Here is a 21,642-nt window from a genome sequence, read left to right as displayed (position 1 = left end):
TCTCCAGGCTCGAAAGAGGACTCAGCAGAGACGACGACCTCGCCCTTGCCTACCGCGACTGGCTCCAGACCGCTTGACAGCAATAGGAGCTTCAACACGCCGCCATGGCAGCTACGCGGAATCAGTGGGGCCTACGAAGCCACGGCACCTGCCCGAAGGAACGGGCGGGTACCTCCATCCGGACGAATCCTGTCTGCGGGACGAGCCGCATTCTTCGGCGTCCGGCGTTCCGGGGATGGGGATGTCGAGAACGTGCCACCGGCTCCGTCCAGCAGCATCAGGGGCAACCGGCCACCACCGGCCGTACAAGATAGAAGGAGAAGCCCGCATGGCGATTCAGCGGATGGACAACGTCGGCATCGTCGTCGAGGACCTGGACGCCGCCGTCGCGTTCTTCGTCGAGCTCGGCATGGAGCTGGAGGGCAGGGCTACGGTCGAAGGCCTCTTCGCCGACCGGTGCACCGGACTGGACGGCGTCCGCTGCGACATCGCGATGGTCCGGACCCCGGACGGCCACAGCCGGCTCGAACTCGCGAAGTACCGGACCCCCGCAGCGATCAGCGACGAGCCCCGAAACCGGCCGCACAACATCCTGGGCACGCACCGCGTCATGTTCGCCGTCGACGACATCGAGGACACGGTGGCCCGCCTGCGCCCTCACGGCGGCGAGCTCGTCGGCGAGATCGCCCGGTTCGAGGACAGCTATCTGCTCTGCTACCTCCGCGGGCCGGAAGGCATCATCGTCGGGCTGGCCGAGCAGCTGAGCTGAGAAGCGGCAACCGAACCGCGCACACGAGAGAGGCCCTCAGGATTTCTCCTGAGGGCCTCTTGCTTGCTGTGCACTCGGCAGGATTCGAACCTGCAACCTTCTGATCCGTAGTCAGATGCTCTATCCGTTAAGCTACGAGTGCTTGTGCGTCCCGGGCTTTTTCCTGCCCCGTCGGCGTTGCGAGAACAACATTACATGACCTGCGCCGTGACGCGAAATCCATTAGCCGCACCGTTGCTGACCTGCGGGATCACCGGTTCGAGACACCCCCGATCGGCCCAGTCCCGGCCCGGTCCCAGCCCGTCCCGTCCCGGCCCGCTCACGCCCTCGCCCCAGCCGCTGCCCCAGCCGGCCTCGCCTCGCCCTGTCTCGTCTCGTCCCATCTCGACGCAGGAACGACCGAAGCCCCGAGCCAGTGGCTCGGGGCTTCGGTGATGAAGCGGAGGCGGAGGGATTTGAACCCTCGATGGGCTTTAAGACCCAAACCGCATTAGCAGTGCGGCGCCATAGACCGGACTAGGCGACGCCTCCAGCACACCCCGCGCGAGCGCGAGTGGTGCGTGCAGATGATGACACAGCTGAGCGCCCTGTCACCAATCGCTGCCTACGTTACTAGGCAGTCGGCCGCGAGGGCAAAGCGCCTGCGGTTGCGCAACGCCGTGGCGTTCGGAGCGTTAGTCAGGGCGGGGCACCCGCCCTTCGTTCTTCTTCGTCCTTCTTCGTCGCCCGCCGGTGCCGGCGACACGTACGACCACAGGAGTCCGCAATGATGCGTCGCCTCGCCCTCACCGCCGTCGTGTCACTGGCGGCCCTGTCCGCCGCCACGCCCGCGGCGACCGCTGCGGGCGGTCTTCTTCCGCTGCCGTTGCCGCTGCCGCTGCCCGTGCTGCAGAACGACGACGACGGCACGCACCTCACCGTGGTCGTGTCGGGATCGGGGAACCCGGAGGCCGACGGGAGGTACGAGCTGGACTGCGACCCGGCGGGCGGCAGCCACCCGGTGGCGCGGCAGGCGTGCGACCGGCTGGCGCAGCTGCCGGGCGAGAAGGGGGACGCGTTCGCGCCGGTGCCCCGGGGCACGATGTGCACCCAGCAGTTCGGCGGACAGGCCACCGCACGGATCACCGGGACGTGGCAGGGGCGAAGCGTCGACTCCACGTTCGACCGGACCAACGGGTGCGAGATCGGACGCTGGAACAACCTGCGGCCGGTGCTCCCGAACGTCCGGTGAGCTGCGGCTGCGCCGGATCCGGGGCAGCTCGCGGGTCACGTAATGGGCCAGAGCCGTACACCGAATGCACAGAACCTTGGTGAGAGCTCCCCCTCATCCGCCGCCCCTTGTCCCTCCCCAGCCTTTAGACTCCTCCAGTGACAGCCTGCGGCCCGAGGGGCAAGATGGGGCCCGCTGTCGGCAAGGTGCAGTAATCAGGGAGGAAGCGTCGTCGTGAGCAGCAGGCCATCCCGAGGCGCTGCTCGCCTCGCAGCCATACTCGATGCCCTTCCGGACGGGCTTCTGCTCGTCAACTGCAACGGTACGGTCGTCAACGCCAACACCATCGCCCTCGAAATGTTCGAGACCCCGGGCACCGCGCTCGTCGGTCGCGGACTGCTCGATCTGCTGCCGGAGTTCGACTCCAAGCTGATCCCGGGGTCGATGCGGAGGCCGGAGGCTGCGGACGAGCGGGGCCGGACCAAGCCCACGCGGATGACCGCGCGGCGTACCGACGGCAACGAGTACCCCGTCGAGGTGACGAGCGCCAGCCTGGAGGACGGGCAGGCGGCGTACACCGACGTCCAGGGCTCGTACAGCGGCAATTTCACGGGTGACGAGCTGCTGATGCTCGTCGTGCGCGATCTGTCGGGCACCGTCGACACCGAGGCCGAGCTGGCCCGGTCCCAGCGGCAGACCGAGATGATCCTGCGGGCTGCGGCCGAGGGCGTCGTGGGCACCGACACGGACGGCCGGGTAGTCCTGGTGAATCCCGCCGCCGCTCAGATCCTGGGCTTCCGCGCCAGCGACCTGGGCGGTCAGGAGCTGCATCCGCTGATCCTGCACTCACGGGCCGAGGGCGAGCCGTTCCCGTACGAGGAATCGCCACTGGCCGACACCCTCAAGTCGGGGCGCAAGCACCGGGTACGCGGGCAGGTCCTGTGGTCCAAGAGCGGTGCGCAGGTGCCCGTCGACCTGACCACGGCGCCCGTGCGCGACGGCGACCAGCTGGTCGGCGCGGTCATGACGTTCACCGACCGTCGGCCGTACGAGGAACTCGACGAGCGGCGCAGGACCGAGACCGCCGAGCTGACCGCGAGCCACACCGCCGAGGTCACGGAACTCACCCAGCGCCACACCACCGAGGTCGCGGAACTCACCGAGCGGCACACCGCCGAGGTCACCGGGCTGACGGAACAGCACACCGCCGAACTGGCGGACAGCACCAAGCGGTACGCCGCCGAGCTGGAGGAGCAGGCGCAGCGGCTGGCGGACCTCTCCGCCCGGCACACCCAGCTCACCGCCGTACTCGGCGAGTCGCTGCGCGGGCCGCTCCAGGAGCTGCGCGGCGAGCTGTCCACGCTCGCCGCCGACCCCGCGGGCCAGTTGTGGCCCGAGGCCAACCAGATCCTGCACCACCTGGCCGCCGGCTACGCGCGTATGACGACGCTCGTCGACAACGTGCTGAGCTACCAGCGCCTGGACGCCGGGGCCGAGGCGCTGGTCAAGGCGAACGTGCTGCTCGACGGTGTGGTCACGGCCGGGATCGACGCCGCTGTCGAGCTGATCGGTCCGGGCCGGGCCCAGTTCGCCGTGCACGCGCCGCCGATCGAGGCCGAGGTCGACGCGGGACGGCTGGTGACCGCGCTCGCGCATCTGGTCGCGGACGTCGCCGGGGTCGACTCGACCGGCAAGGCCCGGCTGGTGCCGGGCGGCGGGTATGTCGACTCGACGGTCGTCGTGGCGGCGGCGCAGCGTGGTGACGTCGTACGGATCGAGGTGCGCGGGCCGTTCGCCGGGGGAGACCCGGTGCACGAGCCGATCGTGCGCGGGATCGTGCGGGCGCACGGCGGTGTGCTCCAGACGCATGAGATGCCGGGCATGAGCGGCAGCGCGTATGTGCTCGAGGTCCCGCTCGGTGCGGGTTCGGGGACCGTGATGCCGCCGGTGGCTCCCGAGGCCGCTGTGGCTCCGCCGGTTCCTGAGGCCCAGGACGCCTCCGGGCCGTCGGGCGAGGTCCCCCCGGTCACCGAGGGCGGCAGGGGGCGGCGCCGGGCGCGCAGGGGCTCCACCGATGCCTTCCTGGAGAGCCCGGTGGGCGGCTCCGACGGCACCGGCGGGCCCGGGGCCGACGAGTCCGCGGTCGCGGGCACCGGGGCGCCCGAACCGACCGGGCGCCGGCGTGCGCGCCGGGAGGCCGGGACCGGTCCCGTTCCCGGGTCCGTCGACGCGGCCGCAGCCCACGCGGCGGGCCCGCACGAGCTCGGTCCGGTCCCGCAGGGCGGGGGCTCCGGGCGCAGGCGCGGGCGGCCCAGTCCGGCGGAGAGCGGCGAACTGGCGGTCGCGGGGCAGCAGGGGCCGGGGCAGGCCCTCGCGCTGCCCGCAGGGCCCTCGCCTTCGCCTTCGCCTTCGGAGGGGTCCGTGGTGACGGCCGCCGAGGGCGCCCAGGGGGCCGGTGGCCGTCCGCAGCTCGGGCAGACCGTTCCGCCGCAGGGTGTTCCGTCGCAGGGAGCCTCGCCGCAGGGTGCTAGCTCGCAGAATGCTCCTGCGTTGGATGCTTCGTCGCAGGGGGCTCCTGCGTTGGGTATGCCTTCGCAGGGGGTGCCTTCGCAAGGAGTGCCTTCGCAAGGAGTGCCGGCCGAGGCGCCGATGTCGATGCCGACGGACGGGCACCGGGCGCACCGGGGCGGCGAGAACCAGCTGGCGCTTCCGGCCGCCGGGAACGGCGCTGCCGACACCGCTGGTACCGCCGGCACCGCTGTGGAGGTCGCGGGACCCGCGGCCTTCCCCGGCCATGACGACCCCGCTCGGGCGCACGGGCAGGCTCCGGCATACGAGGAGGCGGCGGCTTCCGGGCAGGCGTCCCCCGGCGCACCGGCCAACGCGCCGGCGCAGGAGCCACAGCCACAGCCACAGCCACAGCAGCCGAACGGCCGGCGCGCCCGTCGCCCCCTGTCGGCCGCCCAGGACCGGGCCGCCCAGGCCGAGGCGGGCCCGCGCGTCCCGTTCGCGCTCCCGCCCGCCGACGCCGACCGGGTGACGCCCCCCGCCGGTGCGGCCGACACCTCGCTTCCGGGGCGCCATGACGTGGCGGCCGACGCGCCGGAGCACGACCACACCCCGCCGCAGGCTCACCCGCTCCCGACCGGGCGGCGCCGGGCCCGGCACGCCGATGCACCTCAGCCCCAGCCGCAGCCCCAGCCACATGAGGAGCCGCAGCAGGAGGAGCAGGCCGCGCCGTTCGGCCTGCCCGAGCAGAGCGGGCGCTTCGGCCAAGGCGGGCAGACCGGGCCGGGTGAACACGGCGCTCCGGCAGGTCCGTCCGATCAGCTCTCGCCGCCCTCGCGGTCGGCACAGTCGGCGCAGCCCTCACCGACCGCGCCGCCCGCCCAGCCCGCACCGCCCGTCGGCTGGGGCAACGACGACGCATCGGGTCAGGGCCCCGCCCTCCAGGAAGCGCCGGACGGCGATCTCCCCGGCCCGGTCGCCTCCGGCCGGACCACGCACACCACCGGTACCACCACGGTCGGCAACGCCCGCGGCGCCGCTCCCGAGGGCGCTGATGGCTCTGCGGGCCCGGCCGGTCACGACGGGAGCAGGCCTCGGCGGCTCTCGCCCGGTCCGGACTCCCGGCGGCAGCCGCTGCCCGCCGAAGCGCCGATGCCCGGCTCGCCGGACTCGACGCAGGGGCGCGCGTTCAGCGTGCGGACGCTGGGCCAGGGCGTGCCGTTCGCCCAGCACATCGCCCACCAGCAGAACCAGACACTCGGTGGCGGTGGCGGTGGCGGTGGCGTCGGTGGGGCAGGCAGGCGCCGCAAGCTTGCCGCGCCGCCCGAGGGCGACCGGGACGAGCGCGGCGCGCTGCCGCCGTCGGCCTCCGCACCGGCCGGCACCCCGCCGCAGCCGCCCACCCCGCAGACCGGGCCAGGTGGCACGGGCGGCACCGTGCAGGGCCAGGGTTCGGGGCAGTTGCTCGCCACTCCGGCGGCCGAAGGACGCGCGTACGCCATAGGCGCGCCCGACGAGGGCGCGGCCGAGGGGCCGGAGCCGCTCGACGGACCCGGCGGCGCCGTCGAGGTCGCCAACCGCCCCTCCCCGCAGCCCGTCGACGACGAACTGCCCCCGGAGCCGCTGGACAACCCGCGCCGACTGCTCGTCTGGCCGGCCCCCGACGTCTCCACCCAGCAGGCGCTGAGCGACCGCGGCTACCGGCCGGTGATCGTGCACTCCCGCGAGGAGGTCGACGCGCAGATCGCGGCGTTCCCCGCTGCGCTCTTCGTGGACCCGCTGACCGGCCCCATCACCCGCAAGGCCCTGCAGTCGCTGCGCCAGGCCGCGGTGGCGGCCGAGGTGCCGGTCCTGGTGACCGCCGGTCTGGGACAGGCCTCGCGGGAGGCGGCGTACGGTGCCGACCCCGCCGTACTCCTCAAGGCACTCGCCCCGCGCGACAGCGAGCAGCATCCGCCGCGCGTCCTGCTGATCGAGGAGCACGAGGAGATCTCGATCGCGCTGACGCAGACCCTGGAGCGGCGCGGCATGCAGGTCGCCTGCGCCGCCACGGACAGCGAGGCGGTCTCGCTCGCGACCCGGATGCGGCCGAACCTGGTTGTGATGGACCTGATGCAGGTACGTCGCCGCCGCGCCGGAATCGTCGACTGGCTGCGTGCCAACGGCCAGCTGAACCGCACCCCGCTGGTCGTCTACACCTCGGCCGACATCAACCGCACGGAGCTGCCGAAGCTGAGCTCGGGCGAGACCGTCCTCTTCCTGGCCGAACGTTCGACGAGCGACGAGGTGCAGTCCCGCATCGTCGACCTGCTCGCGAAGATCGGCACGAACTGAACGACTGTCGGCTACGACTGTCGGGCTACGGCTACGAGGGCGGTACGGGAGTTCCCGTACCGCCCTCGTCATGTCCACCGTCATGTCCCGGGGCCACGGACGGCCCTCGGCTCGGCGCTGCTGTCAGAGCTGGGTGATGTCCAGCTCGCCCGCCGCGTACTGCTTGCGGATGACCTTCTTGTCGAACTTCCCGACGCTCGTCTTCGGTACGGACGCGATGACCGACCACCGCTCCGGCAGCTGCCACTTGGCAATACCCGACTCGGCGAGGAACGCCTTCAGCACCTCGTAGTCGGCAGTGGCGCCCTCCTTGAGGACGACGGTCGCGAGCGGACGCTCGCCCCACTTGTCGTCGGGGACGGCCACGACCGCCGCCTCGGCGACATCCGGGTGCGCCATCAGCGCGTTCTCCAGTTCGACACTGGAGATCCATTCGCCGCCGGACTTGATGACGTCCTTGGCCCGGTCCGTGAGCGTGAGGAAGCCCTCCGCGCTGATCACACCGACATCGCCGGTCTTCAGCCAGCCGTCCTCGCTGAACTTGTCCTCGGGCCGCAGCGCCTCACCGTCGGCTCCGCCGTAGTACGCACCGGCGATCCAGGCGCCGCGCACCTCAAGCTCACCGGCCGACTCGCCGTCCCACGGCAGGTGCTCACCGGCCGGGCCCACCAGCCGCGCCTCGACACCGGCCGGGAAGCGGCCCTGCGTGATGCGGTAGGGCCACTCCTGCTCCTCGGTCAGACCGGCGGGCGGGTTGGCCATGGTGCCGAGGGGCGACGTCTCCGTCATGCCCCAGGCGTGGCAGAGGCGGACGCCGAGCTTGTCGTACGCCTCCATGAGGGAGGGCGGACAGGCGGCACCGCCGATGGTGACGTTGGCCATCGAGGTGAGGTCGCGAGGGTTGGCCGTGACCTCGGCAAGCAGCCCCTGCCAGATGGTGGGAACGGCCGCGGCGTGGCTCGGCCGCTCGCGCTCGATCATGTCCGCGAGCGGGGCGGGCTGGAGGAAGCGGTCCGGCATCAGCATGTTGACGCCGGACATGAACGTGGCGTGCGGCAGACCCCAGGCGTTGACATGGAACTGCGGGACGACCACCAGGGTGGTGTCCTTGTCGGTCAGGCCCATCGACTCGGACATGTTGACCTGCATGGAGTGCAGGTAGATCGAACGGTGGGAGTAGACGACGCCCTTGGGGTCCCCCGTGGTGCCCGAGGTGTAGCACATGGCGGCGGCCTGGCGTTCGTCCAGCTCGGGCCAGTCGTAGCTGGTGGGGCGGCCGGCGATCAGCTCCTCGTACTCGTGCACCCGCACCGCGGCACCGTCCAGCACCGAGCGGTCACCGGGACCCGCGACGACCACGTGCTCCAGCGACGTCAGCTGGGGCAGCAGCGGGGCGAGGAGCGGCAGTACGGAGCCGTTGACGATGACGACCTTGTCGTCGGCGTGCTTGACGACCCAGACAAGTTGCTCGGCGGGAAGCCGGAGGTTGAGGGTGTGGAGGACGGCGCCCATGGAGGGAATCGCGAGGTATGCCTCCACGTGCTCCGCGTTGTTCCACATCAACGTCCCCAAAACACTTCCCTCGGTCATTCCGAGTTCGTCGCGTAGGGCGTTGGCAAGCTGTGCGGCGCGGTCGCCGATCTCAGCGAAGGTACGGCGGTGCGGTTCTTCCTCGCCGGTCCATGTGGTTACGGTCGACCGTCCGTGGATGGTTCGCCCGTGCTCCAGAATCCGGCTGATCAGAAGCGGTACATCCTGCATGGTGCCGTACACAGCATCCTCCCGGGGGTGCCGTCGCCACGTCGCGACAAGTGGGAAGATTCTGCGCACATACCACTTGGTATGTCACTACCTCTCGGTAGCTTTCTTCTTCGGGTCCGGCCATGGGTCCGGCTCCCAGAGTGGGTGAATCGTCACGTCGTGGTGCTCGGCTCCCGGACCATGCCGGGTGATCGCAACCCGCCGAATGATCTTGCGCAACGTCATGTTGCGCTCGGCGACGCTGAACGTCTTCCACTCCTTGACGATGCCGACGACCAAGGGAACGAACTCCGACCGGCGAGGAAGCGGCACAACATCGGGGATGCTGTCGAGTAGCTTCTGTGCCTCGGCCCGCTTCTTGCGAATGAGGTCGGCGGCCTCTTCGTACTCCCCCTCTCCGAAATCGTCCGGGTTCGCTGCGTGCTCGGCTCGGAGCCTCGCGAGTGCCTGGCGCTGCTTGTCGACATCGGTCTGTGCGCGGGCGCGGGCCGTGATGTTGGCGGCCTGGGCTTTCGCACGGTCCTGTTCGGGCGTGGCCTTGGTCGCGGGCGCCTTGTCGATGCCCGCCGCGGCTTCCTGCTCCAGCCACTTGAACACTTCCTTCTCGACGTAGTCCCGCTCGACGAGAATCCCTACGCACGCGGTGCCGCCGGACTTGGCTCGCTTGCTGCACCGGTAGGCGAACCCTGTGACGTTGCGGCCCTCCCGCTTGCTTGTGTTCAGGCTGGTTCCCTGTCGGCATCCAGCGCATTTCACCAGGCTGGTGAGTTCGTAGATTCCGACGCGGGAGCGTGGCGCGGTTGCTGCGACCTCCTTTCGCCGCTGCCGGTACCTCTTCCAGAGGTCGAAATCGATCAGTTCCTCTTGGGCACCCTGAATGAACACGTGCTTCTTGCACGTGCCGTTCGTCTTGCGGCACCGGCATTCGGGGTCGTGGACGGAGAGCAGACCGGCGGCGAATCCGCTGTCCATGTAGCGGCTCAGGGTCTCGGTGCTCCACATGGTGCCCTGCGTGGTGCGGTGCCCGGCGCGGTTCAACTTGCCGCATAGAGCGCTGAATCCGGTGCCGTCGGCGTAGTCGGCGTACAGCTGTGCGCACACGGGCCCGGTGGTCTGGTCCGGCTCGTACTTCTCTTCTTGGAGCTTGCCCGTTCCGGCGTCGTACCGGCGGTGCCAGACGTACCCCCACCGTTTCCGCCCCTGGGCGGGCAACCGGAGCTTGTACTTTCGGTGGTTGTGCGTCTCGCGCCACTGCTCGCCGGCGCGGTCGCTCTCGAACGCGGAGAACTCAAGGATCATGCCGCGCTGAAACCGGCCGATGGCTGTTGTGGCGTCGACCGGCTCTGTTGCCGATTCCAGTTCTCCCCCGGCCTGTTGGAGCCGGGCGAGGTTGATCGCGTTGCCCGTGCGGTCGCGGCCGAACCGTGAGTACCGCCAGACGGCGACGCCTCGCGCTTCGCCTGCTTCGACGCGCTCGATGCATGTCATGATCTTGCGTTTGAAGTGGCGCCCCGATACGTCGAGGTCTTCAATCCACCCGATGATGCGGCGCCCAGTCCGGCGGGCCCACTGGGCGATTGCGTCCCGCTGTAGTTCCGGGCTGATCTTCTCTTCTTTCCACGTGGATACGCGGATGTACGCGAGCCACGGCTCGCCGTCCTCATCCGTGGGCGAGCCTCGAAAGGTTGCCGGGAGGTCGAGTTGAGTCACTGTGCCTTCCGTTCGGGTTGGCTGTGGTGGTGCGGGCGCAGTGGGATCACGTTGCCCGCGACCTGCTCGGCGCGGTTGTCGCGCTGGCCGCCGGGGGGCGTCCGGGGTACGTCGAGCAGGCCGCGCGCGACGTGATCGAGGGCGCGCATGTAGCCGGCCTGGTCTGCGGTGGCGAGGCGTTCGTCGCTGACCTGGTGGGAGTCGTGGACGGCTCGGATGATGAACAGGGGCACGGCCGTGAGGACACAGAAGAGTCCCGCCCGCCATAGATGGTCGTTGGTGCCCAGTAGGCCCATGACGCCCGAGGACAGTCCCACCAGCAGGAGGCCGGTAGCGAGGATGGGCATGTAGCGGCGGGTCACTGTGCCTCCGTGCTGGTTAGTTCTCGGCGATACGGTCCTCGCCGTTCTTGGCTCGCTGCTTTCGCAGGGTCTCGGTAAAGGACACGAACAGCTCGATTCCCTGGGGGTCTGTGATGCCCAGTTCTGCGGCTGCCGCCTCCGGGGTCAACGGGTCTGTACGGGGGGTCTGCTGGCGGATGGCTTGCAGCACGTCGCGGGTGAGGATGCCGGCGGCGACCAGTACCTCGGCGAGGGGGAGTTCGAGGGTGACGGCAAGCGTTTCGAGTACGCGCGTCTCCGGTGCTCCCTGACCCCGCAGCATCCGGCTGACGGATGCCTGCCCGATGCCCGAGTCGGCGGCGAAGCGGGTTTGCCCGCCGCCCCTAGGTCGTAGGTCATAGCCGCGGCGTTCGAGCTGATCTCTCAGCCATGCGGCGAACTCTTCGGGCGTGGCCCGGTCGCCGTCGTTCCTGTGGGGGTTCGTTCGTTCCATGGATGGAACCTACCGCGCGTGGACCGTCAGTACCACATGATCGTTTGATTACGTCCGGTACGCACACCAATGACACGGTTCACCCCCCTGAGCTGCGCCGATGCAGTCGAACAGATGACCGATTGTTGCCGCGCATATGCCAGCTGTCAACGCGCTTTCGGACGCCCGGACTCCAAATGCATATGCCGATCGAACGCCCTTCCGTCGTGCTAACGTTCCATCCATGGATGGAACACGTCATCCACGGAAGGACGATGCCCGTATGTACGACCGCGCCGCCCTGGTCACCGCAGCGAATCAAGCGGGGGACCGTAACCCGTCAGACACCGCCCGCCGGTTGAAGGTTGCACGAAACACCGCATGGCGACTGTGGAACGGACACACGGCACCAAGTGCCGCCGTCGCCGCCGCTGTTGAACTCCACTACGGCGTTTCCACAGGCCAGCTGGTCAAGCGAGCCGCCGCGTGAGCGCCCCGCAGGTCACCCGCGACCAAGCGTTCGCCGACGCCCGCCGGGTCATCGACGCCGCCCGCGCCCGCCGCGACCGCGACCGCGCCGCCGGTCGGCTCGCCCCCGAGGTCGAACTCATCTTGCGCCGCCTCGAACGCCAGCAGCGCGACCAGGCGCCCAGCGCCGAGCACCGCGCCGCCGCCTGAAACGCCGAGGGCCGTCCGGGATGCACCCCGGACGGCCCGCCTCGACCGAACCCCGAGAGGTACCGATCGTGAACACCACCCAGCGTACTGCCCACCCCCGCGCCGCCGAGGCCATCGCGGGCGCCCTCGCCGCCCGGAAGCGACTCACCCTGACCGGCGTACTCGCCCGGCAGCTGGACGAGATCGCCCCGGGCACCGTCCGCGTGCGGATCGTCCCCGTGCACACCGACCGCGACGGCGAGCAGCGCGTCGCGATGTACGTCGCCCTCGACGACGCCCTCGGTCTGCCGCTCAAGGCCGACCACTCCGCGCACCGCGCCGCCCTCGGCCTGCTGCGCCGGGCGTTCCCCGCCGCCGACTGGACCCGCCCGCGCGCCTACGACGCCGCGACGGGCGACCTCTCCCTCGACGCGCCGACCCTGCCCGAGGAGCTGCACCCGTGATCCGCCCCCAGCTCACGGCCGACGGCCTCGCCGTCCGTCTGCCGATCGCCGCCCGTGCCGAGCAGCTGCTCGACGACCTCGCCCTCGCCTACGTCGAGGCCCCCGACGACCTCGGCGCCCTGCTCGCCCACCACGGCGAGAACGTCGCCGCCCTCGACCGAGCGATCTACGGGCACGACGTGCCCGAGTACGAACGGGCGATGCGCGCCGCCGCCGCCGACGGGAGCCGCGAGGCACTGGCCGCCGAGGCCCCGATCGCCGCCGACCTCGACGACCTGCTCGACCCCGACACGGCGATCACTCTCGCCGGTCGTATCACCCGCCTGGCCGGACGCATCCGGCATCGCAAGACCAGGAGCACGCGCCCGTGACCGTCACCCAGCTGCACCCGAACCAGACTGCCCCCGCCCCCGTGGCCGCCCCGCCCGCCGGGCCCGCCCGGACGGCCTACGAGCCCGCCCCGTCCGGTGCCCCTACCGATCTGCCGCGCGTGTTCCAGGTCATTCACGCCGTCATGCAGGACGTAATGCCGATCGGGAAGGACCAGCAGAACACCCAGCAGAACTACGCCTTCCGGGGCGTCGATGACGCGATGAGCGCGATGGCCGGTCCCATGCGCAACCACGGCTGTTTCATCGCGCCCGAGATCGTCGAGCACCGGCAGCGCCCGCGCGGCGAGAAGGGCACGCACACCAACCTCACGATGCTCTACCGGATCTACGGTCCCGCCGGCGACTGTCTGCTCGTAACCATGCCCGGCGAAGCCATGGACAGCGGCGACAAGAGCACCAACAAGGCGATGTCCGCCGCCCTCAAGTACATGCTTTTCTGGGTGTTCATGATCCCGGTCGACTCCCGGTCGATCGACGACAGCGACCAGGACACCGCGCCGATACCCACCGCGCCGCCCCAGCGCCAGCAGCAGCAGCAGCGCAACGGCCGGAACGGCCAGCAGCAGCGCCAGGGCCGCAACGGCCAGCAGGCCCGCCGCAGCAGCCGCGCCGAGCCGGGGCCGTGGGAGCAGGCGCCCGCCCAGCAGCAGCCGGGCCAGCGCCGCGAGCACTTCCTCGCCGAGGCCAAGAAGGCGCCGACGCCCGAGGCGTTCGCGAAGGTGCGCGCCGCCGCCGTCGCGGCCGGGGCCCCGCCCGAGGTCGTCGCACAGCTGGACGGGATCGCCGAGGCCAAGCGCAAGGCCGCCCAGAAGCCGCAGCAGCAGGCGCCCGCCGGTCAGCAGCAGGCCCCAGGCCCACAGCAGAAGCCGCAGCAGCCGGACCAGGAACAGGCCGCAGCCATCGGCGAGTTGTACGACGCCGCCCGCAGCGCGGGCGTGACCGACCGCGCCGAGGTCGAGCAGCTTTTCAGCTCCAAGTACGGGCGCAAGTCCGCCGAGGGCACCGTCGAGCAGCTGCGCGAGATGCGCGACGACCTGCTCGACGCCGCGAAGGCGGCGACCGCATGAGCGCGCCCACGTTCGACAGCCCGATCGATCAGCACCACTACGACACGATTACCGAGCGCATCGGCATGAACCGGCTCGCCGCCGAGGCCGACGCCGCCGCCGGTCGCGAGCCCACGTTCGACGAGCAGCCGCTCGACGCCGAGCCCGCCGTCGCGCAGCCGACTGAGTCGCTGCGCGACCTCGCCACCGAGGCCGCCGTCTTGAAGCTGCTCGCCGAGCGGGTGGCCGCCGCGCAGAAGGACGTGAAGGCGCGCACACAGCGGGCCCTCGACGCCGCCGAGAAGCGCGACGGGACCGAGCGCGTCGTCGCGTCCCTGCCGACCGGCGAGCAGGTCGCCACGATCTCACTGCGCAAGGGCGAGACGGGGCCGGTCGTCACCGATGAGGAAGCCCTCGCCCGGTGGGTCCGGAAGCAGTGGCCCGACGAGGAGTGGACCACGACCCGGATCGTGCGCGAGGTCAAGCCGTGGAAGCTCGCGGAACTGCTCGCCGAGATGGACGCGGCCGAGGCCGCGAAGCTGGTCGACAAGACCACGGGCGAAGTCCTCGACGTGCCGGGCGTCGTCATCAAGCCGACCAGGGCGCGCACGTACGCGATCACGTGGCGCAAGGGCGGGAAGGACACGACCGCCGAGGCGTGGCGTTCCGGTGCCCTCGCGCAGCAGCTCGCCGCGATCACGGCGGGGGGCGAGGCCGTATGACGCGCACCCTCGACCGCGCCGAGCAGTTGATCGCCGAGCGGTTCACCGACGTTCCCGGACAGCTCGCCCTCGACGTGTCCGACCGGTTGCGGATCGGTTCCCTGTGCAGCGGGTACGGCGGCCTCGACATGGCCGTTATGGGCCTGCTCGGCGCAACCGTGGCGTGGCACTGCCAGTACGACCCGGACGACAAGCACCAGTACGCCGCGCGCATCCTTGCGCACCACTGGCCGGAGGTGCCGAACCACGGCGACGTGACCCGCGTCGACTGGTCGAGCGTCGAGCCGGTCGACATCCTGTGCGCCGGTTTCCCGTGCCAAGACGTGAGCCTCGCCGGCAAGCGGGCGGGCGTCATTGGCGACCAGGTCATACCCGCGGGCGCCCTGCTCTGCGGTAACTGCCGGTGGGGCGACCACGACCACGCGACGTGTGAGGCCGCCTCGCCGTCGGGGGCCGTGCCGTCGCGCCTGTCCGGCATGGCCGCCGCCGCCGCGGTTGCCGAACTCAACGCCCGCGACCTCGCCGACCCGGCGGGCCCGCCGCCCGAGCGCGTGATCAAGGGCACCAGGTCCGGCCTGTGGTTCCACGTGGCCCGCGCGATAGCCATCCTCCGACCCCGATTGGTAGTGATCGAGAATGTTCGCGGACTCCTCTCCGCCAAGGCCGTTCGCAGTCTGGGACTCGACGGCGCGCCTGTGGATGAGGACGACGGAGACGCCGACACTCTTCGAGCTGTCGGCGCCGTTCTCGGCGACTTGGCCGACCTCGGGCTCGATGCGGAATGGCACGTGCAGCGCGCATCCGAAGTCGGGGCCCCGCACCAGCGTGAGCGCGTTTTCATCATCGCGTGGTCTGCTGCCGACCCCGACAACGAGCGAGTGGAACGGGCCGGGGGCCCCGGACGGGAACCGCAACGACACGTTGCGGGCGCGCATCGCGCAGCTGCCGACGCCCAGGGCGAGGGACAGCAAGGGAGTCGGGTTCGAGGACGGCCTACCGGCGGTCGTGCGGCTACTCAAGACCCCGACGGCGCAGCTCGCGGTGAACGGGGGGTCGCAGCATCCGGAGAAGAGGAAGCGGGGCGGGCACGGCCCGACGCTCGCGGACGAGGTGGAGCACCTGTTGCCGACGCCGACGGCCGCCGACTCGCGCGGGTCGAGGAACCGGCGCGAGGACGGGACGCCGTACGGGCAGGGGTACGGGGAGACGTTGACGGACGCCGCGCCCCTGCTGCCGACGCCGAGGGCGAGCGACACAGGGACGCCGGGACGCCGGTCGAGCGAGGGGTTTCGGCCGCCGCTGTCGGAGGTCGTGTTGCCGATGTTCCCGACGCCGAGGGCGAGCGACGGAACCAAGGCGAGCCCGAACCAGAAGTACGGGGATGGGACGCCGACACTGGCGAACGCTGCGGCCTCGATTGGGGACAGTACGGCCCCGCGGTCGAACGGTGGGAAGCGGCGACGGGCCGACCGGCACCCCGGCCAACTGACGATCGAGGCCGCCTGACCGCCGAGTTCGTCGAGTGGATGATGGGTCTGCCCCACGGCCACGTGACCGGCGTGCCGGGCCTGTCCCGCCCGGCCCAGCTCAAGGCGTTGGGGAACGGCGTCGTGCCCCAGCAGGCCGCCCACGCGATCCGGTTCCTGCTTCACCGCGCCGGAATCGCCGAGCGGTTCGGCCTCGCCGCGTGAGCGCCGCAGAGCCCCCGCCGCCGCCCGCGTGCGACCACGGCAACCCCCGATGCGGCGCGCGGCCGGTCCGCCCGTACGTGTGCGGGTGGCGGTGCGAGGAGCACCAGCCCGCGCGGACCCGCCCTTACTTCCAGCGCCAGCGCGCCCAGTGAACGCCCCGGGGCGAGGACGAGCCGACCGGCCCCTCGCCCCGGGAGCCCCATCCCCGACAGGAGCACAACCCCCGTGACCTGGTTCAAAGTCGACGACACGGCGCACACGAACCCGAAGCTGCTCAAGGCCGGTAACGCCGCCCTCGGCCTGTGGGTCCGCGCGGGCGCCTACGCGGCCCAGCACCTCACCGAGGGCGTCATACCGGGTGTCGTCGCCCAGCTGTACGGCACCGCGCCCCAGGCCCGGAAGCTGGTCGCGTCCGGCCTGTGGCACACCCACGGCCACAGCTGCGCCCGGTGCGAGCAGCCGCCCGCCGGCGACTACGTGATGCACGACTTCCTGACCTACAACCCGACCCGCGCCCGCGTCGAGGACGACCGCGCCGCCGCCGCCGAGCGCCAGAAACGCGCCCGCGAACGGGCCGCAGAACAGCGGAACCAGGAGCGTAATCCGCGCGATCCGTCGGCGAATCGTCCGCGAATCGACGACGATCCGACGCCGGAAAAGCGCGAACCGTTCTCGAATCAGATCGAGTTTCCCGACGACATCGCAGGTCAGGGGCACGGGTCACACCGTGACGGCGAGGATGCGTCACGGTCCCCCCGTCCCGACCCGTCCCGTCCCGCTGTACCTCCTACGGAGGTACAGCTAGCTAGCTACGACTCGACCCCCGCCGTCCCCCCGAACGTCGTCCCGTTGCGGGACGCGCTCACCGCCGCCGGGATCGTCGTCGAGTGGTCCCTCGAAACGGCCGAGTGGTTCCGCCTTGAGGCGATCGTCGCGAGGACATCCGTCGCCGCCTTGGTCGAGCACGCCCGAGGGCAGTTCGGCCGCGCCCGCTCCCGCCCCCGCAGCGTCCGGTACTTCCTGCCCGGCTGGACCGCGCTCCCGCCCGTTCCCGACGGCGCCCCCACCTCGCCCGGCGCCGACGTGATCCCCCTCGACGCCGCCCGCCCCGGCCGCGTGGCGCGCGCCGCCGACATGTTCGCCGCCGCCCTCAACCCCCAGGAGAACGCCCGATGATGGTCGAAGAAGTCGCCGCCCTGCTCGCCTACGCCGTGCGTCTCGACCCCCGCCTCGCCCCCGCCGACCAGGCCGAGGCCGACGAACGCCTCGACCAGTGGTTCGACCTGCTCGCCGACGTGCCGACGACGGCCCCACACCCCGACGGCCGCGACTGGCACGCCGGTCACGTCGTCCGCCACCACATCGCGACCAGCGCGTACCGCATCCAGCCGAGCGACGTATCGCGCCCGTGGCACGCCTTCAAGACGGACGTACTCGGCCGCCACACGGACCCCGTTCCGCCGGTCGACCCGGACGACCACCGGGCGTACCGCGCCGTCCTCGCCGAAACCAGGCAGGCCATAGCCACCGGCCAGGCCGCCCCGTCGGTGTACCGGGAGCTGACCGGCGGAAGTACCCGCGAGGCCCGCGACGAGTTCGCCGCCGCCCGCCTCGCCGCCCTCGGCGTCGAGTACATGCCGCGCGCCGTCGCCGACGCCCTCGCCGACTTCCGCAAGACGCGCGCCGAGCGTGAGCGCCGCGCCGCCGCGAACCTGCCCGACCCGCTCGACGTGACGTGCCCGTACGTGACGTGCCGCGCCCGCCCCGGTGAGCCGTGCCAGCAGGGCGGGAAACGCCGCCGGGACCGCGCCGAGCCGCACCCCTCCCGCCTCGACCTCGCCACCGCCCAGCACTACGCCCCGAAGGAGCCGGCCGCATGAACCGGAACAAGAAGAACCCCGACCGCGCACCGCACCGCCGCCGCGCGAGGGCGACCGACCGCACGAAGAACACGACCGGTTACCGGATCACCGGATCGTGGGACGACCGGCCCGACCGGCCCGCCGTGAAGCCGACCAGCGACCGCAGCGCCGCCCGCCGCATCGCCCGCGACATGGCCGGTCAGGGCGCGTACGTGGTCGTCGAGCGTCACGAGGGGTTCGGCCGGTGGGTGACGTGGTTCGAGGTGGACGGGCCCGCCCAGCTCGCCGCCCGCCTCGCCGCCGAGGCCGAGCAGCGCGACCGCGCCGAGGCGCAGCGCCGCGCAGCCGAGCAGGCCGCCGCCGATCGCCGCGCCGCCGCCGAACGGTCCGAGCGCGACCTCGACGCCCTTGCCCGCATGATGGTGCGCCCGCCGGTCGCCCGCGAGCAGTGCGGACGGCGCGACGCACGCCACGTGACCGGCGCGCAGCGATGATTCCCGACGCCGCCCTCGCCGCCATCCGGGCCGCCGTCGAGGTCGCCCACAGCAACGGCGTGCAGGACGCCGGGAACGTGGCCGAGGTTGTCGCGGACGAACTCACCGCCGTGGGGTGGACGTTGACCCTCGACGAGCCCGAATCGGACGCCCCAGCAGCCGCTTAGCTCGCAGATGGGGGCGGTATCCGAATGGGCGGCGCCGCCCCCTGTGCGCTACCTTCCATCCATGGATGGATTGCACCATCCGTGAAACGCCCTACATCCCGACGGAGGTACATCCATGGACCGGCCCACCCCGGCCGCCCGGTTCGCCGCATTCGTGAACCCGGCGGGCCCCTGGTCGCCCCGCCGGGACTGCCCCGGCCCCTGCCACCTGTGGACCGGAGCGCAGAACGAGAAGGGCTACGGCTCGTTCTGGATCAACGGCCGCACCGCCAAGGCCCACCGCTACGCCTACGAACAGGCCAACGGGCCCATACCCGCCGGCCTCGAAGTCGACCACCGATGCCGCCGCCGCGAATGCGTCGCCCCCGCCCACCTCGAAGCCGTCACGCACCGCGAGAACGTGCTCAGGTCCACGAACCACGTCGCGCAGCGAGCCGCCGTCACGCACTGCCCCGCCGGTCACCCCTACGACCAGGCGAACACCATCCGCGCGAAGGACAACACCCGGAAGTGCCGGGCGTGCAAGAACGCCGCCGCCCGCGCCGCCCGTGCCCGAGCCCGCGAGGACCGCCTCGCGACTGTCGCGCCCATCCGCCCCCGCACCGCTCCCACCCTCGAAAGGGCCGCATAACCATGAGTGGCGACACCACCATCACGTTCACGGGCAACCTGGTTGCCGACCCGGAACTCAGGTTCACCCCGTCCGGCGCCGCCGTCGCGAACTTCCGCATGGCCAACACCCCCCGGAAGTTCAACCGCCAGACGAACGAATGGGAAGACGGCGAACCGCTGTTCCTCGGCGTGGCCGTATGGCGCCAGCAGGCCGAGCACGTCGCCGAGTCCATCAAGCGCGGCGACCGCGTGATCGTCGTCGGCCGCCTCACCCAGCGCCAGTACGAAGCCACCGACGGCAGCAAGCGCAGCAGCTACGAGATACAGGCCGACGAGGTCGCGCCGTCGCTGCTCCGCGCAACCGCGGCTGTCACCAAGGCGACCGGCAACGGCCAGCAGGGCCACCAGCAGGCGTACAGCCAGCAGCAGCGCCAGGGATACGGCCAGCAGCCCCAAGGCGACCCGTGGGCGACTCAGGGGCACACCGAGCCCCCGTTCTGACCGGCCGCGCGTCCGGTCGCGGGCCCTCCCGCGCGCGCGAGCGACGTGCAGTGGTTCACCGCCAACACCGTGAAGTCAGCACCGTTCCACCCGACCCGAGACAGGAGCACCACCCCATGCCCCGTATCCCCGACGCCGTCGCCGTCGCCTCGCTCGACACTCACCGCCTGATCGTCACCGTGCCGAACAGCGGACCGGCCGACGTGGCGTGCAACCTCCCCCGCCCCGTGGCCGCCAACGTCCTGCGCCAGATAGCCGCCTCGCTTGAGGGACCGGCCGGGGCGTGCGACACCTCCCTCGCGACCGGCGCACCGTGCCCCCTTCACGACGCCCCCGTACCGCGCCCGACCAGCCTCGACGACCTGCTCGCCGCCGTCGCCGACCAGCTGCCGGACGACGCCCCCGGCCTCGCCGCCCTCGGCCTCGCCGCCATGACCACACCCCAGCAGCGCGACCAGGCGCAGCCGGCGACGGATTGGGTCGCCGACGTACGGAGCGCCCTCGCGTTCAACGCCGAGGCCGGTCACCCCGTGGTCATCACGCTGCGCGACGTACTGCTCGACGACGTCCGCCGGTCCCCCGAGCAGGCCCTCGCCGCCGCCCTGGTCCTGCTCGCCGCTCACACGCGCGAGCTGTCCGACCTCGCCCAGCGCGACACCGACGAGTACCGCGACGAGCACGGAGTCAACCGGGGTACGCGCGGCCTGCTCACCGGTATGCAGCACACGCGGAGGCTGCTCGACCGGCACGCGACCGGCCTCGACGCCCAGGTCACCGAGTGAACGGCCCGGCGTGGGCGGCCGTCGTCGCCCTGCTGCTCGCGTCGGGCGTGCCCCTCGGCCGGTGGGCGTGCCGACGCGCCCCCGGCCCCCTCGCCCGCCCTCGCCCGCGCATGGTTCGCGGGCAGGGGTGGCGGTACTACGCCCACCGCGCCGGGCTGCTGCTGTCCCCGAGCCTGCTCTATCTCGACGTGCCGTTCGGGACCGCCCGACAGCGCCGCCGCCGCGCCGACCGCGCCCTCGCCCGCCTCGCGCGCGGCGAGGGCCGGGCCTGCCCCCCGAGCTGCACCACATGCCGAGCGCTCACCAAGCACACCGAGGAGAACGACCGATGACCACCACCGCGCCGCGACGCCGACGGCACTCCCGCACCAAGGGGCGCGACCACGAGCGCAGCGACCGGCGGGCCGGGCTCGACATCCTGCTCGCCCGCCTCGACCGTGGAACCCTCTCCCGCAACGAGGCCGCCCTCTTGCGCGAATACGTCGTCGAGGAGCAGCGGACCGCCGACGAGTCGCGCAAGGCGAACGCCGGGTCGACGCGCGCCCTCGCCCGCAACCGGGCCGCCGCCGACGCCGCGATCGTCGAGGCCGAGCAGCGCGCCGAGCAGGCCGAGGAGATAACGCGCGCCGCGCACCAGTGCAGCAACGAGGCCGAGCGCCACCGCGCCGCCGCCGAGCGTGCCCTCGACCGCGTGCGCGACCTCGCCCACCGGATGCGCGCCGGTTCCCCCATGGGCGCCGCCGCCGTCTACGCCGAGCGCATCGAGCAGGCCCTCGACGACGACGCCGACGCCCTGAACGCCGGGCAGATCGCCATGCACGCAGCGTTCGCCGAGGCCGCCGAATCAACCGCGGCACGCCTCGCCGAGCAGAAGCGCGACCACGACATCGCCCTCGCCACGGCCGAGCAGCGCATACGCCGCCTGGAGAAGGACGCGCGCGACAACGGGGCCGACGCCCGCGCCGAGTACGCGCGCGCCAGGGCCGCCGAGCAGCAGCTCGCCGCCGTCCGGGCCGCACTGCCCGACGAACCCCGGCCGCGTCTCGGCCTGCCGACCGACCTCGCGTACGCCAACGGACGCCACGACCTCGCCGAGCGCGTGCGGCACGTCCTCAACCAGGTCCCCGCCTGACCGGCGACCCCGCCC

The 21,642-nt window shown here is 71.8% G+C and carries 22 protein-coding genes and 2 tRNA genes; 18 read left to right on the top strand and 6 right to left on the bottom strand.

Annotated features, from left to right (window positions below):
• Nucleotides 1–328 precede the first annotated feature (328 nt).
• Entirely contained in the window at nucleotides 329–769 is a 441-nt protein-coding gene (locus ACZ4LX_RS30980) for a VOC family protein (RefSeq protein ID WP_467650138.1), read from the top strand.
• 69 nt (nucleotides 770–838) lie between these two features.
• Here the strand turns inward: ACZ4LX_RS30980 and ACZ4LX_RS30975 are convergent.
• Nucleotides 839–911, bottom strand: a tRNA-Arg gene (locus ACZ4LX_RS30975).
• 298 nt (nucleotides 912–1,209) lie between these two features.
• Nucleotides 1,210–1,300: transfer RNA gene (locus tag ACZ4LX_RS30970), tRNA-Ser, on the bottom strand.
• Nucleotides 1,301–1,535: 235 nt separating this feature from the next.
• Between ACZ4LX_RS30970 and ACZ4LX_RS30965 the strand changes: the two genes are divergently transcribed.
• Together ACZ4LX_RS30965 and ACZ4LX_RS30960 are read left to right on the top strand one after the other, a co-directional pair.
• Nucleotides 1,536–2,000 (top strand): SSI family serine proteinase inhibitor, encoded by a 465-nt coding sequence (locus ACZ4LX_RS30965; RefSeq protein ID WP_467650139.1) that lies wholly within the window; start codon nucleotides 1,536–1,538, stop codon nucleotides 1,998–2,000.
• 213 nt (nucleotides 2,001–2,213) lie between these two features.
• Entirely contained in the window at nucleotides 2,214–6,821 is a 4,608-nt protein-coding gene (locus ACZ4LX_RS30960; RefSeq protein ID WP_467650140.1) for a PAS domain-containing protein, read from the top strand.
• A gap of 123 nt (nucleotides 6,822–6,944) precedes the next feature.
• Here the strand turns inward: ACZ4LX_RS30960 and ACZ4LX_RS30955 are convergent, their stop codons facing one another.
• The 4 genes from ACZ4LX_RS30955 to ACZ4LX_RS30940 form a co-directional block, all read right to left on the bottom strand.
• Nucleotides 6,945–8,594 carry a long-chain fatty acid--CoA ligase gene (locus tag ACZ4LX_RS30955; protein WP_467650141.1) on the bottom strand — a complete coding sequence of 550 codons (1,650 nt, stop codon included), beginning with the start codon at nucleotides 8,592–8,594 and terminating at the stop codon, nucleotides 6,945–6,947.
• A gap of 75 nt (nucleotides 8,595–8,669) precedes the next feature.
• Complete coding sequence (locus tag ACZ4LX_RS30950) at nucleotides 8,670–10,292, bottom strand: recombinase family protein (RefSeq protein ID WP_467650142.1); 1,623 nt, start codon at nucleotides 10,290–10,292, stop codon at nucleotides 8,670–8,672.
• A complete protein-coding gene (locus tag ACZ4LX_RS30945; protein ID WP_467650143.1) occupies nucleotides 10,289–10,639 on the bottom strand; it encodes a hypothetical protein in 351 nt (116 codons plus the stop codon). The genes ACZ4LX_RS30950 and ACZ4LX_RS30945 overlap by 4 nt, the downstream gene beginning before the upstream one ends.
• Nucleotides 10,640–10,670: 31 nt before the next feature.
• Entirely contained in the window at nucleotides 10,671–11,126 is a 456-nt protein-coding gene (locus ACZ4LX_RS30940) for a helix-turn-helix domain-containing protein (RefSeq protein ID WP_030579090.1), read from the bottom strand.
• A 465-nt stretch (nucleotides 11,127–11,591) separates the two neighbouring features.
• Between ACZ4LX_RS30940 and ACZ4LX_RS30935 the strand changes: the two genes are divergently transcribed.
• The 15 genes from ACZ4LX_RS30935 (at nucleotide 11,592) to ACZ4LX_RS30865 (ending at nucleotide 21,627) form a co-directional block, all read left to right on the top strand.
• Nucleotides 11,592–11,783 carry a hypothetical protein gene (locus ACZ4LX_RS30935; RefSeq protein WP_467650144.1) on the top strand — a complete coding sequence of 64 codons (192 nt, stop codon included), beginning with the start codon at nucleotides 11,592–11,594 and terminating at the stop codon, nucleotides 11,781–11,783.
• Nucleotides 11,784–11,851: 68 nt separating this feature from the next.
• Nucleotides 11,852–12,226: a hypothetical protein gene (locus tag ACZ4LX_RS30930; RefSeq protein WP_467650145.1), complete on the top strand. Its 375-nt coding sequence runs from the start codon at nucleotides 11,852–11,854 to the stop codon at nucleotides 12,224–12,226.
• Entirely contained in the window at nucleotides 12,223–12,597 is a 375-nt protein-coding gene (locus tag ACZ4LX_RS30925; protein WP_467650146.1) for a hypothetical protein, read from the top strand. The genes ACZ4LX_RS30930 and ACZ4LX_RS30925 overlap by 4 nt, the downstream gene beginning before the upstream one ends.
• Nucleotides 12,594–13,685, top strand: a complete 1,092-nt coding sequence (locus ACZ4LX_RS30920; RefSeq protein ID WP_467650147.1) for an ERF family protein — start codon at nucleotides 12,594–12,596, stop codon at nucleotides 13,683–13,685. The genes ACZ4LX_RS30925 and ACZ4LX_RS30920 overlap by 4 nt, the downstream gene beginning before the upstream one ends.
• Nucleotides 13,682–14,386 carry a hypothetical protein gene (locus ACZ4LX_RS30915; RefSeq protein ID WP_467650148.1) on the top strand — a complete coding sequence of 235 codons (705 nt, stop codon included), beginning with the start codon at nucleotides 13,682–13,684 and terminating at the stop codon, nucleotides 14,384–14,386. The genes ACZ4LX_RS30920 and ACZ4LX_RS30915 overlap by 4 nt, the downstream gene beginning before the upstream one ends.
• On the top strand, nucleotides 14,383–16,077 hold the full coding sequence (locus tag ACZ4LX_RS30910) for a DNA cytosine methyltransferase (protein WP_467650150.1): 1,695 nt from the start codon (nucleotides 14,383–14,385) through the stop codon (nucleotides 16,075–16,077). The genes ACZ4LX_RS30915 and ACZ4LX_RS30910 overlap by 4 nt, the downstream gene beginning before the upstream one ends.
• Before the next feature lie 225 nt (nucleotides 16,078–16,302).
• Nucleotides 16,303–17,253 (top strand): mucin-2, encoded by a 951-nt coding sequence (locus ACZ4LX_RS30905; protein WP_467650151.1) that lies wholly within the window; start codon nucleotides 16,303–16,305, stop codon nucleotides 17,251–17,253.
• Nucleotides 17,250–17,957, top strand: coding sequence for a zinc finger domain-containing protein (locus tag ACZ4LX_RS30900; protein WP_467650152.1), 708 nt, complete (start codon nucleotides 17,250–17,252; stop codon nucleotides 17,955–17,957). The genes ACZ4LX_RS30905 and ACZ4LX_RS30900 overlap by 4 nt, the downstream gene beginning before the upstream one ends.
• Nucleotides 17,954–18,433 (top strand): hypothetical protein, encoded by a 480-nt coding sequence (locus ACZ4LX_RS30895; RefSeq protein WP_467650153.1) that lies wholly within the window; start codon nucleotides 17,954–17,956, stop codon nucleotides 18,431–18,433. Before ACZ4LX_RS30900 ends, ACZ4LX_RS30895 begins: the two co-directional genes overlap by 4 nt.
• Complete coding sequence (locus ACZ4LX_RS30890) at nucleotides 18,430–18,600, top strand: hypothetical protein (protein WP_467650154.1); 171 nt, start codon at nucleotides 18,430–18,432, stop codon at nucleotides 18,598–18,600. Before ACZ4LX_RS30895 ends, ACZ4LX_RS30890 begins: the two co-directional genes overlap by 4 nt.
• Nucleotides 18,601–18,715: 115 nt before the next feature.
• A complete protein-coding gene (locus tag ACZ4LX_RS30885) occupies nucleotides 18,716–19,231 on the top strand; it encodes an HNH endonuclease signature motif containing protein (RefSeq protein WP_467650155.1) in 516 nt (171 codons plus the stop codon).
• Between the two features lie 2 nt (nucleotides 19,232–19,233).
• The gene (locus ACZ4LX_RS30880; RefSeq protein ID WP_467650156.1) at nucleotides 19,234–19,713 is read left to right on the top strand and encodes a single-stranded DNA-binding protein; all 480 of its coding nucleotides are present in this window, start codon (nucleotides 19,234–19,236) and stop codon (nucleotides 19,711–19,713) included.
• Nucleotides 19,714–19,829: 116 nt separating this feature from the next.
• A complete protein-coding gene (locus ACZ4LX_RS30875; RefSeq protein WP_467650157.1) occupies nucleotides 19,830–20,495 on the top strand; it encodes a hypothetical protein in 666 nt (221 codons plus the stop codon).
• The gene (locus tag ACZ4LX_RS30870; RefSeq protein WP_467650158.1) at nucleotides 20,492–20,827 is read left to right on the top strand and encodes a hypothetical protein; all 336 of its coding nucleotides are present in this window, start codon (nucleotides 20,492–20,494) and stop codon (nucleotides 20,825–20,827) included. The genes ACZ4LX_RS30875 and ACZ4LX_RS30870 overlap by 4 nt, the downstream gene beginning before the upstream one ends.
• Nucleotides 20,824–21,627, top strand: a complete 804-nt coding sequence (locus tag ACZ4LX_RS30865; RefSeq protein ID WP_467650159.1) for a hypothetical protein — start codon at nucleotides 20,824–20,826, stop codon at nucleotides 21,625–21,627. Before ACZ4LX_RS30870 ends, ACZ4LX_RS30865 begins: the two co-directional genes overlap by 4 nt.
• The last annotated feature ends 15 nt before the right edge of the window (nucleotides 21,628–21,642 follow it).

This window comes from Streptomyces sp. NPDC026062 (assembly GCF_055568375.1).
The sequence above is the reverse complement of the archived record's forward strand: the minus strand, read 5'-3'. Positions and strand labels throughout refer to the sequence as shown.

What these genes read in the sequence shown, in the direction of transcription:
- ACZ4LX_RS30880 (WP_467650156.1), top strand. Translation starts at nt 19,234, where the DNA reads ATGAGTGGCGACACCACCATCACGTTCACGGGCAACCTGGTTGCCGAC.
- ACZ4LX_RS30945 (WP_467650143.1), bottom strand. Translation starts at nt 10,639, where the DNA reads ATGCCCATCCTCGCTACCGGCCTCCTGCTGGTGGGACTGTCCTCGGGC.
- ACZ4LX_RS30940 (WP_030579090.1), bottom strand. Translation starts at nt 11,126, where the DNA reads ATGGAACGAACGAACCCCCACAGGAACGACGGCGACCGGGCCACGCCC.
- ACZ4LX_RS30885 (WP_467650155.1), top strand. Translation starts at nt 18,716, where the DNA reads ATGGACCGGCCCACCCCGGCCGCCCGGTTCGCCGCATTCGTGAACCCG.
- ACZ4LX_RS30915 (WP_467650148.1), top strand. Translation starts at nt 13,682, where the DNA reads ATGAGCGCGCCCACGTTCGACAGCCCGATCGATCAGCACCACTACGAC.
- ACZ4LX_RS30895 (WP_467650153.1), top strand. Translation starts at nt 17,954, where the DNA reads ATGAACCGGAACAAGAAGAACCCCGACCGCGCACCGCACCGCCGCCGC.
- ACZ4LX_RS30980 (WP_467650138.1), top strand. Translation starts at nt 329, where the DNA reads ATGGCGATTCAGCGGATGGACAACGTCGGCATCGTCGTCGAGGACCTG.
- ACZ4LX_RS30910 (WP_467650150.1), top strand. Translation starts at nt 14,383, where the DNA reads ATGACGCGCACCCTCGACCGCGCCGAGCAGTTGATCGCCGAGCGGTTC.
- ACZ4LX_RS30890 (WP_467650154.1), top strand. Translation starts at nt 18,430, where the DNA reads ATGATTCCCGACGCCGCCCTCGCCGCCATCCGGGCCGCCGTCGAGGTC.
- ACZ4LX_RS30965 (WP_467650139.1), top strand. Translation starts at nt 1,536, where the DNA reads ATGATGCGTCGCCTCGCCCTCACCGCCGTCGTGTCACTGGCGGCCCTG.
- ACZ4LX_RS30865 (WP_467650159.1), top strand. Translation starts at nt 20,824, where the DNA reads ATGACCACCACCGCGCCGCGACGCCGACGGCACTCCCGCACCAAGGGG.
- ACZ4LX_RS30900 (WP_467650152.1), top strand. Translation starts at nt 17,250, where the DNA reads ATGATGGTCGAAGAAGTCGCCGCCCTGCTCGCCTACGCCGTGCGTCTC.
- ACZ4LX_RS30875 (WP_467650157.1), top strand. Translation starts at nt 19,830, where the DNA reads ATGCCCCGTATCCCCGACGCCGTCGCCGTCGCCTCGCTCGACACTCAC.